This window comes from Buttiauxella sp. AC142, from assembly GCF_979253435.1.
Genome location: NZ_CEEDCH010000001.1, coordinates 4796321 through 4809862, shown reverse-complemented (window position 1 = coordinate 4809862; position 13542 = coordinate 4796321). Strand labels below are relative to the sequence as shown.

The window sequence follows — 13542 nt, the reverse complement described above, 5'->3', positions numbered from 1 at the left end:
AGAGACGTCCGGTGTGACCCGGACATCCTGTAACCAGTACAGCAGATACGAGTGATTACTCGCCTTCCAGCTCGATGTTAATACCCAGCGAACGGATTTCTTTCAACAGAACGTTGAAGGATTCCGGCATGCCTGGTTCCATCTGATGGTTACCATCCACGATGTTTTTATACATCTTGGTACGGCCATTAACGTCATCAGACTTAACAGTCAGCATTTCCTGCAGGGTATAAGCAGCACCGTAAGCTTCCAGTGCCCACACTTCCATCTCACCGAAGCGCTGACCACCGAACTGAGCCTTACCACCCAGCGGCTGCTGAGTAACCAGGCTATAAGAACCGGTAGAACGCGCGTGCATTTTGTCATCAACCAAGTGGTTCAGTTTCAGCATGTACATGTAACCTACGGTTACTGGACGCTCAAACTGCTCACCGCTACGGCCGTCGAACAGTGTGATCTGGCCGGAAGTCGGCAGGTCACCCAGTTTCAGCAGCTCTTTGATTTCCGACTCTTTTGCACCGTCGAAGACAGGAGTAGCAATCGGCATACCTTTTTTCAGGTTCTCAGCCAGACGCAGAACTTCATCGTCGGTGAAGGTGTTCAGGTCAACTTTCTGACGAACATCTGAACCCAAATCGTATGCTTTCTGGATAAATTCGCGCAGCTTGGAAACTTCTTCGTGCTTCTTCAGCATGGCATTGATTTTCTCGCCGATGCCTTTAGCAGCCATACCCAAGTGGGTTTCCAGAATCTGACCGATGTTCATACGAGATGGTACGCCCAACGGGTTCAGTACGATGTCTACAGGCGTGCCGTTTTCATCGTAAGGCATATCTTCGATCGGGTTGATCTTGGAGATAACACCTTTGTTCCCGTGACGACCTGCCATCTTGTCACCAGGTTGGATCTGACGTTTAACGGCCAGATACACTTTAACGATTTTCAGCACGCCAGGTGCCAGGTCATCGCCCTGAGTGATTTTGCGGCGCTTAGCTTCAAGTTTCTTCTCAAACTCGTGCTTCAGCTCGTCGTACTGCTCTGCCAGCTGTTCCAGCTGGTTTTGCTTCTCTTCGTCAGTCAGACCCAGTTCCAACCAGCGATCGCGTGGCAATTTGTCGAGCTTCTCAGCTTCAACACCGCCAGCAACCAGCACAGCATGGATACGAGCAAACAGACCAGCTTCAAAGATTTGCAGTTCTTCAGTCAGGTCTTTCTTCGCCTGCTTCAGTTGCATTTCTTCGATTTCCAGCGCGCGCTTGTCTTTTTCCACGCCATCGCGGGTAAAGACCTGCACATCGATAATGGTACCGGAAACGCCGTTTGGTACGCGCAGAGAAGAGTCTTTAACGTCAGACGCTTTCTCACCGAAGATTGCACGCAGCAGTTTCTCTTCTGGAGTCAGCTGGGTTTCACCTTTAGGCGTTACCTTACCAACCAGAATGTCACCACCGGTCACTTCAGCACCGATATAAACGATACCGGATTCATCCAGTTTGGAGAGAGCAGCTTCACCCACGTTAGGGATATCAGCGGTGATCTCTTCTGGCCCCAGCTTGGTGTCACGAGACACACATGCCAGTTCCTGGATGTGAATAGTTGTGAAACGATCTTCCTGAACAACACGCTCGGATACGAGGATGGAGTCTTCGAAGTTGTAACCGTTCCACGGCATGAACGCTACGCGCATGTTCTGGCCAAGAGCCAGTTCACCGAGGTCAGTAGACGGACCGTCTGCCAACACGTCGCCACGTTCAACTGGCTCACCCAGAGACACACAAGGCATCTGGTTGATACAAGTGTTCTGGTTAGAACGGGTATATTTGGTCAGGTTGTAGATGTCGATACCAGCTTCACCAGCCAGCATTTCGTCTTCGTTAACTTTAATAACGATACGAGACGCATCAACGTACTGAACAGTACCGCCACGTTTAGCAACCGCAGTAACACCGGAGTCAACGGCAACAGCACGTTCCATACCAGTACCAACCAGCGGCTTATCAGCGCGCAGAGTTGGAACGGCCTGACGTTGCATGTTCGCACCCATCAATGCACGGTTGGCGTCATCGTGTTCCAGGAACGGGATCAGGGACGCACCGACGGAAACCACCTGTTGGGTGGAAACGTCCATGTAGTCAACCTGGTCGTTGCTGAACAAGCTTGATTCGCCTTTGCTACGGCAAGTTACAAGGTCGTCAACGAAACGGCCTTCTTCGTCCAGGTTGGTGTTCGCCTGAGCGATAACGTAGTTACCTTCTTCAATAGCAGAAAGGTAATGAATCTCGTCAGTCACAACACCTTCAACAACGCGACGATACGGAGTTTCTAAGAAACCGTATTCGTTAGTCTGTGCATACACAGACAGGGAGTTGATCAGACCGATGTTTGGACCTTCAGGGGTTTCGATTGGACATACACGACCGTAGTGGGTTGGGTGTACGTCACGTACTTCGAAGCCTGCACGCTCACGGGTCAAACCACCCGGGCCGAGTGCGGAGATACGACGTTTGTGCGTAATCTCAGACAACGGGTTGTTCTGGTCCATGAACTGAGACAGCTGGCTGGAACCGAAGAACTCTTTAACCGCAGCAGAGATAGGCTTAGCGTTGATCATATCCTGAGGCATCAGGGTATCGAGGTCGCCTAACGACAGACGCTCTTTAACCGCACGCTCAACACGAACCAGGCCAACACGGAATTGGTTTTCCGCCATTTCGCCTACGGAACGGATACGACGGTTGCCGAGGTGGTCGATATCATCCACTTCGCCCTGGCCGTTACGAATACCGATCAGCTTACGCATTACCTGGATGATGTCGTCTTTGCTCAGGATACCTGAACCTTCGATTTCATCACGCAGCAGGGAACGGTTGAACTTCATACGACCAACCGCTGACAAGTCATAACGGTCTTCGGAGAAGAACAGGTTCTCGAACAGGTTTTCAGCCGCTTCGCGAGTTGGTGGCTCGCCAGGACGCATCATGCGATAGATTTCAACCAGCGCGCTTAAGCGATCGCTGGTTGGGTCGACACGGATGGTCTCAGAAATGTATGCACCGTGATCCAGATCGTTGGTAAACAGCGTTTCGATACGCTTATGACCACACTGGCTCAGCTTAGCCAACAGATCCAAAGACAGTTCCATGTTCGCCGGGCAAATCAGTTCGCCAGTCGATGCATCAACGTAGTCTTTAGCCGCGACTTTACCAGCAATGTATTCAACCGGAACTTCGATAAGCTTAATATCGTCTTTTTCCAGCTGACGAATATGGCGCGCAGTAATACGGCGGCCTTTTTCGACATATATTTTGCCGTCAGCTTCGATGTCAAAGGATGCAGTCTCACCACGAAGGCGTTCTGGCACCAATTCCATCTGCAGCTTGTTGTCGCGGATTTCGAAATTAACTTTCTCAAAGAACAGATCAAGAATCTGCTCCGTGGTGAACTGTAACGCACGCAGAATAATGGTCGCTGGCAATTTGCGGCGACGGTCAATACGTACGAACAAGTTATCTTTCGGGTCGAATTCGAAATCCAGCCAGGAACCACGGTAAGGGATGATACGTGCGTTATACAGCACCTTCCCTGAAGAGTGGGTTTTACCTTTGTCACTATCGAAGAACACGCCTGGGCTACGGTGTAACTGAGAAACGATAACACGCTCAGTACCGTTGATAACGAAGGTGCCGTTATCAGTCATGAGTGGAATTTCACCCATGTAGACTTCTTGTTCTTTAATATCTTTAACGGTGCCTTCCGGCGCTTCACGCTCGTAGATCACCAGACGCAGTTTTACGCGCAGGGGAGCGGAATACGTCACGCCGCGGATCTGACATTCTTTAACGTCAAATACCGGCTCACCCAGACGATAGCTCACATATTGCAGCTCAGAGTTACCACTGTAGCTTGCAATAGGGAACACGGAACGGAAAGCCGCTTCCAGACCGTACTGGCCTTCAGGATCTTGCTCGATGAACTTCTGGAACGAGTCAAGCTGGATAGAAAGGAGATAAGGAATGTCCAAAACTTGTGGACGCTTTCCAAAATCCTTACGAATACGTTTTTTCTCGGTATAGGAGTAAACCATAGGGTTCCTCAGCTCGCTGACAAGTCGACCCATCTGCCCGACAAGGGGACAGTTTGTGCAACACTATTTTGTGGACCGGAAAGTGGAACACTTTCCGCAATACCTGTTTCTATCACTCTTAAACCATTTCGCTACGCTTTACCCCGGAACTCCCGGAATAGAAAGTCGTAGTATATTAAGTCGTAGATAGAGACAAGCATTGAAAGGCAACCAGCAGTCAAACAGTGTGAAATGCTACTGGTACCCTACAGCGCAAAAAGGCTGGTGACTAAAAAGTCACCAGCCATCAGCCTAATATCTCAGGCTGCAACCGGAAAGGTTGGCTTATTTAACTTCAACTTCAGCGCCAGCTTCTTCCAGAGATTTTTTCAGAGCTTCTGCGTCATCTTTGCTCACGCCTTCTTTCAGCGCAGCTGGAGCGGATTCAACCAGGTCTTTAGCTTCTTTCAAGCCCAGGCCAGTTGCGCTACGTACTGCTTTGATAACGGCAACTTTGTTAGCGCCAGCAGCTTTCAGAATAACGTCGAACTCAGTTTTCTCTTCTACAGCTTCAGCAGCAGCAGCAGGGCCTGCAACAGCAGCAGCAGCGGAAACACCGAATTTTTCTTCCATTGCAGAAATCAGTTCAACAATGTCCATTACAGACATAGCGGATACTGCTTCAATGATTTGATCTTTAGTGATAGACATAACAATTGTTCCTGAAAATCAGAATAAGTTTATACGTAAGCAAATGCGTGAGAAAGAAAAGTGCTATTAAGCAGCTTCTTTCTGATCGCGTACAGCAGCCAGAGTGCGAACCAGTTTGCCTGCAGAGGCTTCTTTCATGGTTGCCATCAGGCGTGCGATTGCTTCTTCGTAAGTTGGCAGAGTTGCCAGGCGATCGATCTGGGCCGCCGGGATCAGCTCACCTTCAAAGGCTGCAGCTTTAACCTCGAATTTTGCATTCGCTTTAGCGAATTCTTTGAACAGACGAGCAGCAGCGCCCGGGTGTTCCATAGAATATGCAATCAAGGTTGGACCAACAAACGTGTCTTTCAGGCACTCAAACTGAGTACCTTCAACAACGCGGCGCAGCAGGGTGTTACGAACAACACGCATGTAAACGCCAGCTTCACGACCTGCTTTACGCAGTTCAGTCATTTTACCTACGGTAACGCCACGGGAATCCGCAACAACCGCAGACAGCGCACCTTTGGCTACTTCGCTGACTTCAGCAACAATCGCTTGTTTGTCTTGAAGATTTAAAGCCATTAGCTTTGCTCCTGGATATTAGCCGGGGTTGCCCCCGGAACTCACTTCATTCATCACCAAAACGATAATGAACGTCGAAATACGGTGAGCAGAAACAAGCCAAAGACTATCAAAAATATTCTTCAGGTTCTGTCACCGTCTACGCAGGCAATTAAGTCTCTTGCGAAACACCTGCGGTCTTGGACGGAGGCCTGGATAAGGCCAGGCTCCAACCGAAAATTCTTTGTGCCCTGCATTGCAAGGCAACGGGCGTAAGATTTTAGACTAATCTTTCGCCCGCGTAAAGCAGTGAATCTTAGTTCACTACTGCGCTCAGACCAGACTGGTCGATCGCAACACCTGCACCCATAGTGGTAGACAGGCTAACTTTCTTAATGAAAACGCCTTTAGCTTGAGTTGGTTTAGCTTTTTTCAGCGCAACCAGCAGAGCTTCCAGGTTTTCTTTCAGTTTGTCAGTGTCAAAATCCACTTTACCGATGGTGGTGTGAATGATGCCGTTTTTGTCGTTACGGTAACGAACCTGACCCGCTTTAGCGTTCTTAACCGCTTCAGCAACGTTAGGAGTTACAGTACCAACTTTCGGGTTAGGCATCAGGCCACGTGGACCCAGTACCTGGCCCAGCTGGCCAACAACGCGCATTGCATCTGGAGATGCGATAACAACGTCGAAGTTCATTTCGCCTTTTTTGATCTGGTCAGCCAGATCTTCCATACCTACCAGCTCAGCGCCAGCAGCTTTAGCTGCTTCAGCGTTAGGGCCTTGGGCAAATACGGCTACGCGAACTGAACGGCCAGTACCGTGCGGCAGTACAGTTGCACCACGTACGTTCTGGTCAGATTTACGAGCGTCGATGCCGAGGTTTACAGCAACGTCAACGCTTTCTACGAATTTCGCAGTGGCCAGCTCTTTCAGCAGGGCAACGGCTTCGTTGATGTCATACTGTTTAGTTACATCAACTTTGTCACGGATCACGCGCATGCGCTTGGTCAGTTTAGCCATTTCTTAATCCTCCACTACCAGGCCCATGGAACGAGCAGTACCTTCGATGGAGCGAGTCATCGCTTCAACGTCAGAACCAGTCATGTCCGCAGCTTTGGTTTCTGCGATTTCACGCACCTGAGCACGGGTCACTTTACCCACTTTGTCTTTGTTCGGCTTACCGGAACCAGACTTGATACCTGCAGCTTTCTTCAACAGAACAGCAGCCGGTGGAGTTTTAGTAACGAAGGTGAAAGAACGGTCAGCATAAACGGTAATAACAACCGGAATTGGCAGACCTTTCTCCAGGGATTCAGTTTTTGCGTTGAACGCTTTACAGAATTCCATGATGTTCACACCTTGCTGACCCAGAGCTGGACCAACTGGTGGACTTGGGTTCGCCATACCAGCTGCAACTTGCAGCTTGACGTAGGCTTGTACTTTCTTAGCCATCTTAATTTCCTCTAGTGGGTTATAGCGCCTTACAGAATGAAGGCTCCCCGTGAATAAATCGTTTTACGTGTACGAGACCCGTAAAAACAAAAGGCGCGAAATTGTAGTTCAATCTCGCGCCTTGTGCAACGAATAATCGCTGCTTTTACAACCTGATTATTAGGCTTTCTCTACTTGAGCAAAATCAAGCTCAACCGGCGTAGCACGACCGAAGATAGATACAGAAACCTTCAAGCGGCTCTTTTCGTAATCTACTTCTTCAACTACACCGTTAAAGTCTGCAAACGGGCCATCGCTGACACGTACCATCTCGCCTGGCTCAAACAACGTTTTAGGACGCGGTTTATCACCAACCTGCTGCAGGCGGTTCATAATCGCATCAACTTCTTTATCGCTGATTGGTGCAGGACGGTCAGAAGTACCGCCAATGAATCCCATTACGCGCGGAACGCTACGCACTAAGTGCCAGCTCGCGTCGTTCATAACCATCTGGACCAGAACATAGCCCGGGAAGAATTTACGCTCGCTTTTGCGACGTTGGCCACCACGAATTTCGACGACTTCTTCAGTCGGAACCATGACTTCGCCAAACAACTCTTCCATGTTGTGCAATTTGATATGCTCACGCAGCGATGTTGCTACGCGGCCTTCAAAACCGGAAAACGCCTGAACGACGTACCAGCGCATTTTAGGGGCTTCAGACATCTCAGAACCTCAGGCCAGTAATAAAAGAAACCAGGCGGACAAGAATACCATCCAGCCCCCACAAAATCAGTGACATTACAGCGGTAACTGCTGCCACGATTAAGGTGGTGTGTAAAGTTTCCTGGCGAGTTGGCCAAATCACTTTACGAACTTCGGTTCTCGCTTCGCGGGCGAAAGCAACAGTAGCTTTGCCTTTCGTCGTTAACAGCGCGACACCACCCGCTGCAGCAATCAGAACAACCACTGCCAGGGCACGCAGAGGCAGAGATACATCACGATAAATGTAGTTGCCCACGATCGCCACAATCAGCAGAGCAGCAACTGCCAGCCATTTCATCGCTTCCAGGCCGCGCCCGCTTCCTTGAGCTTCGGTATTCGCACTCATAAACCAACCCGTCACAGTAATTCAGACAAACATTTTTGCCCCGCATATGCGAGGCAAAACCAAACCGAATGGCAATTTTTCAGGCACTATTCGGTATAACGCCTTCTTCAGAGCCTGTCTCAGCAATGATTATGAGTAAAAAATCACTGATGAGCCAGGTTCTGGGCAGAGAGCGTACAAAAAGGGCATCAAATGATGCCCTTTTCTTGCGCGTTGCGTCAAATGTTATCAGCGATTAAGCGATAACTTTAGCAACAACGCCTGCACCTACAGTACGGCCGCCTTCACGGATTGCGAAACGCAGACCGTCGTCCATTGCGATTGGGTGGATCAGGGTAACAACCATTTGAATGTTGTCGCCCGGCATTACCATCTCAACGCCTTCTGGCAGTTCGATGGTGCCAGTCACGTCAGTTGTACGGAAGTAGAACTGTGGACGGTAGCCTTTGAAGAACGGAGTATGACGGCCGCCTTCATCTTTGGACAGGATATAAACTTCTGATTCGAACTGAGTGTGCGGCTTGATAGAGCCTGGCTTAGCCAGAACCTGACCACGTTCGATATCTTCACGTTTAATACCACGCAGCAGAACACCAACGTTCTCACCAGCACGGCCTTCGTCCAGCAGTTTGCGGAACATTTCAACGCCAGTACAGGTAGATTTCACGGTATCTTTGATACCAACGATTTCTACTTCTTCACCAACTTTAATGATACCACGCTCTACACGACCAGTAACAACAGTACCACGGCCGGAGATGGAGAATACGTCTTCGATTGGCAGCAGGAATGGCTTGTCGATAGCACGCTCTGGTTCTGGGATGTAGTTATCCAGGTGACCAGCCAGCTCGATGATTTTAGCTTCCCACTCTGCTTCGCCTTCCAGCGCTTTCAGAGCTGAACCACGAACCACTGGGATGTCGTCGCCCGGGAAATCATAAGCAGACAGAAGTTCACGAACTTCCATTTCTACCAGTTCCAGCAGCTCTTCGTCATCAACCATGTCACATTTGTTCATGAACACGATCATGAATGGAACGCCAACCTGGCGACCCAGCAGGATGTGCTCACGAGTCTGTGGCATCGGGCCATCAGTCGCAGCAACAACCAGGATAGCGCCGTCCATCTGAGCAGCACCGGTGATCATGTTTTTAACGTAGTCGGCGTGCCCTGGGCAGTCAACGTGCGCGTAGTGACGAGTCGGGGTGTCATATTCAACGTGGGAAGTGTTGATGGTGATACCACGAGCTTTTTCTTCTGGTGCGTTATCGATCTGGTCGAATGCGCGTGCAGAACCGCCGTAGGTTTTAGCCAGAACGGTAGTGATTGCTGCAGTCAGAGTAGTTTTACCATGGTCAACGTGGCCGATAGTACCGACGTTGACGTGCGGTTTTGTACGTTCAAATTTTTCTTTAGACATCGATTGTCCCTCTAAGACACGGATAAATCGGTGATATCACCACATCAACCAGGCTAAAGCCTGAATTTGTTGAATTCATTAACAGAAGAGAAACAGGGAGGATAAAGGAGGTGGTGCTGATAGGCAGATTCGAACTGCCGACCTCACCCTTACCAAGGGTGCGCTCTACCAACTGAGCTATATCAGCACATCTGGAGCGGGCAGTGGGAATCGAACCCACATCATCAGCTTGGAAGGCTGAGGTAATAGCCATTATACGATGCCCGCACTCTGGAACTCGGCTACCTGCTTGAATTCTGTATTGACCTGAGAAGAAGCTTCTCAGTATTCGAGTCGACTAGTTGGATCTCGTCGCCTCGGGCTACGCATAGCGCAGCCTGAAAATGGTGGTGGGGGAAGGATTCGAACCTTCGAAGTCGATGACGGCAGATTTACAGTCTGCTCCCTTTGGCCGCTCGGGAACCCCACCAAGCACTTGATGGTGCCGACTACCGGAATCGAACTGGTGACCTACTGATTACAAGTCAGTTGCTCTACCTACTGAGCTAAGTCGGCATCAAGTAGCGCGCATTCTAGGAAGACCGGCTCCGTGATGCAACAAAAAAATTAAAGAAAATGCACTACCGCTTATATTTTGCGCGATAGCTCGTAAAAATGGTGGATTAATAAACGTCACGGTGTGATTTTTGTACATGAAATCCAACACGGCGACCCTCGACTTACCGCACAGTTGCACCTATTACCATGCGAAATGCCCTTTTTAATGCCCTACGATTACGCAAATATCCTTTCATATGCGTTGAGATGGCAGTTATAGCGACTTCTGCGGCGTTGGATCACTTCTTACCTTAGGGATGTGCCCACATACGGAGAACTCATCAATCGCAAATCATCGAGAGCTATTGTTGTGGATCTCCAGGCAAGTACACCAGCCTAAACATTCTTTCGTTCGCAAGCTTATATTCTCCGTTAATCAATTTGTGCAGCGCATAGCGCGTTAATGGTCCGGACCCAGGTGATGTTTTCCTCTGAAAGCATCACCACTATGTTTTTTTCTTATTATTATCCCCCATCTGGTGTTACCCTCCTGCCCATTGTGAAAAGATATATACGTTGCACGCCTTTGATTACCTGAGATGAGTCTCCTTTTCTCAGTCCGCGTACTACGTTCATTTTTGTCCTGAATTACAGGCAGAAGCATGCTTATGAGTAATAAAGAGCAAATGTTGACGACTCCTTATATGCAGTTCAACCGCAACCAATGGGCAGCTTTACGCGACTCAGTGCCGATGACCTTGACTGAAGGTGAAATCGCACGGTTGAAAGGTATCAATGAGGATCTCTCTTTAGAGGAAGTGGCAGAGATTTATCTGCCCCTTTCACGTCTATTGAATTTCTATATCAGTTCGAACTTACGCCGCCAGGCAGTACTTGAGCAGTTCCTTGGTACGAATGGGCAGCGTATTCCGTACGTCATTAGTATCGCGGGGAGTGTTGCGGTAGGTAAAAGTACTACTGCTCGTGTGTTACAAGCCTTGCTTAGCCGCTGGCCTGAGCATCGTCGCGTAGAGTTAATTACGACTGATGGGTTTCTACATCCTAATAAAGTGTTGAAAGAACGCAATCTGATGAAGAAAAAGGGATTCCCGCAATCCTATGATATGCATCGTTTGGTGAAATTCGTTTCTGATATTAAATCAGGCGCGCCGAATGTGACCGCACCGGTTTACTCGCATCTTATTTATGATGTCATTCCCGATGGGGATAAAACAGTTGCTCAGCCTGATATTTTAATTCTTGAAGGATTGAATGTTTTACAGAGCGGCATGGATTACCCACACGACCCACATCATGTGTTTGTATCGGACTTTGTCGACTTCTCTATATATGTCGATGCACCTGAAGATCTGCTCCAGGATTGGTATATCACTCGCTTCCTGAAATTCCGTGAAGGTGCTTTTACCGACCCTGATTCTTATTTCCACAGCTACGCCAAGCTTTCAGAAGATGAAGCTGTTAACGTCGCATTACAACTTTGGAAAGAGATAAACTGGCGGAATTTAAAAGAAAATATACTGCCTACGCGTGAGCGCGCTAGCCTGATAATGACGAAGAGTTCGAATCATGAAGTCGAGTGTGTTCGACTGAGAAAATAAAAAATGGGGGAGCACCCCCATTTTTTTAATTAACGCCGCGTAAAGAGATTTCACCACCGACCCAAGGTTTAATTACTCCATCCTGCTCTAATAGCAATCCACCTTGTTCATTAATTCCTCTGGAAATTCCGTGAATTTCTCTTTCACCTATTATTAACTTCACCTGACGATTAATAAAGTTATCGAGTGATTCCCAGCGAGGAAGAAAAGGAACTAAACCTTCATCTTCAAATAATTGTAATGCCTTACGTAACTCTTTTATTATTTTAATTGCTAATGCATTACGATCTATATTAATTCCAGCTTCCTGGAGATTAATCCAGCTTTGATTAATGACATCGATAGCCACATTCCGCATTGCAAGGTTAATCCCTGCGCCAATTACAATTTGGGCTGCATCACCCGTTTTACCGGTCAACTCCACCAGAATACCAGCTAGCTTACGATCGTTGAGATAGAGATCATTTGGCCATTTCACCCTGACATTTTCTGCACCTAGATCTTGCAGAACTTCGGCCATAACAATTCCAATAACAAGACTTAAGCCCACCGCAGCTGCTGGCCCTTGTTCAAGTCGCCAGTACATAGACAGGTAGAGATTGGCACCAAAAGGTGAAAACCATTGGCGCCCACGACGACCACGACCCGCCTGCTGGTATTCAGCAATGCACGCATCTCCAGACTGAAGTGTATCTAACCTCTCGAGTAAATACTGATTCGTCGAGTCAATCACTGGGAGTACTGCAATTGATCCCGTATCAATCTGTGACTTTATCAGCTCTTCATTAAGTAACTGGATAGGATCCGGCAGGCTGTATCCTTTGCCTGGTACGGTAAAAACATCCACACCCCAGTCTCTTAGTGTTTGAATATGCTTATTAATAGCCGCTCGGCTCATACCAAGCTGCTCACCTAAATGTTCGCCAGAATGAAACTCACCATCAGAAAGAATGCTAATCAGCGTTAGAGGAATTTTGTTATCTTTCATGCAATGGTCTCCACAGCGCTAACCTCTCCAGATAGCCCGATAAAGCGGACTTCCGGTTCCAGCCACACATTAAATTTTTCTCCAACGCACTGGCGAACATAATGCGCGAGATCCACAACGTTCTGGCTGGACGCGCTTTCTTCGTTTATCAATACCAGAGCTTGCTGTTTATGGACTGCAGCACCACCAATCTTGTAACCTTTCAGTTGGCACTGATCGATTAACCAACCAGCGGCGAGTTTTACGGAACCATCGGTCTGCGGATAATGTGGAATAGCTGAAAAAGTAGAAATTAACGTGGCTGCTTGTTCGGCGGTCACAACGGGATTCTTAAAGAAACTCCCTGCATTACCATTAACACGCGGATCAGGCAGCTTTGTCATACGCATGTGGCAAACGGAATTGAACACTTCTTGAGGGGTAACATTCGCGGCATCAAGGCGGGTTAGGTCACCATAAGTTAACACCGGCAGCCATTTTTTCGGTAGACGCAGACCTACGGCAACAATTGCATAGTGGCTATGATATTCATGCTTAAAAATACTGTCGCGATAACCAAACTGGCACTGTGAATTATCCAGACGATGCATTTCACCGCTGAGTAAATCAACACAATCTACGTATTCGCAAACACTCTTAAGTTCAACACCATATGCACCAATATTTTGAATAGGCGAGGATCCGGCACAACCCGGAATTAAAGCCAAATTTTCGAGTCCTGGCATGCCATGCTGCAAGGTATATTCAACCAGCTGATGCCAGTTTTCACCTGCACCAACATGCAAATGCCAGGCATCATCTTCCTCGATAACCTCTATGCCTTTTATACGGTTGATAATTACGGTGCCAGAATAATCTTCAAGAAAGAGAACGTTACTCCCTTCTCCCAGTAGCAACACCGGCATCTGTGCTGCAACCGCCTCGCTCCAGGCATCTTTTAGCTGCGACAGTGTTTCAGCAATGACAATACGTGAAGCGTTAGCCTGAATACCAAATGTATTGAAAGGCTTAAGAGAGGTGCTCATATCGGTATCTTTCCTGAGTTTAAACCCGGTTAGTTTACCTTATATGCCAGGGGTTGGCTTGTGTGAAGGGAGGCAGGAAGGAGCAATTGTATA

At 48.3% G+C, this 13542-nt stretch carries 11 protein-coding genes and 4 tRNA genes; 1 reads left to right on the top strand and 14 read right to left on the bottom strand.

Translation table 11 applies throughout. The features are described from left to right. Nucleotides 1-55: 55 nt before the first annotated feature. The 12 genes from rpoB to AC0IWZ_RS22400 form a co-directional block, all read right to left on the bottom strand. Nucleotides 56-4084, bottom strand: coding sequence for a DNA-directed RNA polymerase subunit beta (gene rpoB, locus AC0IWZ_RS22455; protein WP_034492301.1), 4029 nt, complete (start codon nucleotides 4082-4084; stop codon nucleotides 56-58). A 324-nt stretch (nucleotides 4085-4408) separates the two neighbouring features. Further along, nucleotides 4409-4774, bottom strand: coding sequence for a 50S ribosomal protein L7/L12 (gene rplL, locus AC0IWZ_RS22450; protein ID WP_034461801.1), 366 nt, complete (start codon nucleotides 4772-4774; stop codon nucleotides 4409-4411). Nucleotides 4775-4840: 66 nt separating this feature from the next. Further along, nucleotides 4841-5338, bottom strand: a complete 498-nt coding sequence (gene rplJ, locus AC0IWZ_RS22445) for a 50S ribosomal protein L10 (RefSeq protein WP_034461803.1) — start codon at nucleotides 5336-5338, stop codon at nucleotides 4841-4843. Between the two features lie 295 nt (nucleotides 5339-5633). Further along, the gene (gene rplA / locus AC0IWZ_RS22440) at nucleotides 5634-6338 is read right to left on the bottom strand and encodes a 50S ribosomal protein L1 (RefSeq protein ID WP_034492299.1); all 705 of its coding nucleotides are present in this window, start codon (nucleotides 6336-6338) and stop codon (nucleotides 5634-5636) included. A gap of 3 nt (nucleotides 6339-6341) precedes the next feature. Next, complete coding sequence (gene rplK / locus AC0IWZ_RS22435) at nucleotides 6342-6770, bottom strand: 50S ribosomal protein L11 (RefSeq protein ID WP_034492296.1); 429 nt, start codon at nucleotides 6768-6770, stop codon at nucleotides 6342-6344. Nucleotides 6771-6929: 159 nt separating this feature from the next. Next, nucleotides 6930-7475, bottom strand: coding sequence for a transcription termination/antitermination protein NusG (gene nusG / locus AC0IWZ_RS22430; protein WP_034461806.1), 546 nt, complete (start codon nucleotides 7473-7475; stop codon nucleotides 6930-6932). Nucleotide 7476: 1 nt separating this feature from the next. After that, nucleotides 7477-7860, bottom strand: coding sequence for a preprotein translocase subunit SecE (gene secE / locus AC0IWZ_RS22425; protein ID WP_034461807.1), 384 nt, complete (start codon nucleotides 7858-7860; stop codon nucleotides 7477-7479). Nucleotides 7861-8095: 235 nt separating this feature from the next. Beyond that, nucleotides 8096-9280, bottom strand: a complete 1185-nt coding sequence (tuf, locus tag AC0IWZ_RS22420) for an elongation factor Tu (RefSeq protein ID WP_172893068.1) — start codon at nucleotides 9278-9280, stop codon at nucleotides 8096-8098. Nucleotides 9281-9391: 111 nt separating this feature from the next. Beyond that, a tRNA-Thr gene (locus tag AC0IWZ_RS22415) sits at nucleotides 9392-9467 on the bottom strand. 5 nt (nucleotides 9468-9472) lie between these two features. Then, a tRNA-Gly gene (locus AC0IWZ_RS22410) sits at nucleotides 9473-9547 on the bottom strand. A gap of 117 nt (nucleotides 9548-9664) precedes the next feature. Continuing rightward, nucleotides 9665-9749, bottom strand: a tRNA-Tyr gene (locus AC0IWZ_RS22405). Nucleotides 9750-9759: 10 nt separating this feature from the next. Continuing rightward, nucleotides 9760-9835 (bottom strand) — tRNA-Thr (locus AC0IWZ_RS22400). A gap of 650 nt (nucleotides 9836-10485) precedes the next feature. Between AC0IWZ_RS22400 and coaA the strand changes: the two genes are divergently transcribed. Further along, on the top strand, nucleotides 10486-11436 hold the full coding sequence (coaA, locus tag AC0IWZ_RS22395; protein ID WP_034492290.1) for a type I pantothenate kinase: 951 nt from the start codon (nucleotides 10486-10488) through the stop codon (nucleotides 11434-11436). Between the two features lie 25 nt (nucleotides 11437-11461). Here coaA and birA read toward each other — a convergent pair whose 3' ends face one another. Then, nucleotides 11462-12424 carry a bifunctional biotin--[acetyl-CoA-carboxylase] ligase/biotin operon repressor BirA gene (birA, locus tag AC0IWZ_RS22390; RefSeq protein ID WP_471678453.1) on the bottom strand — a complete coding sequence of 321 codons (963 nt, stop codon included), beginning with the start codon at nucleotides 12422-12424 and terminating at the stop codon, nucleotides 11462-11464. Further along, nucleotides 12421-13449 carry a UDP-N-acetylmuramate dehydrogenase gene (murB, locus tag AC0IWZ_RS22385; protein ID WP_471678454.1) on the bottom strand — a complete coding sequence of 343 codons (1029 nt, stop codon included), beginning with the start codon at nucleotides 13447-13449 and terminating at the stop codon, nucleotides 12421-12423. The genes birA and murB overlap by 4 nt, the downstream gene beginning before the upstream one ends. Nucleotides 13450-13542 lie beyond the last annotated feature (93 nt).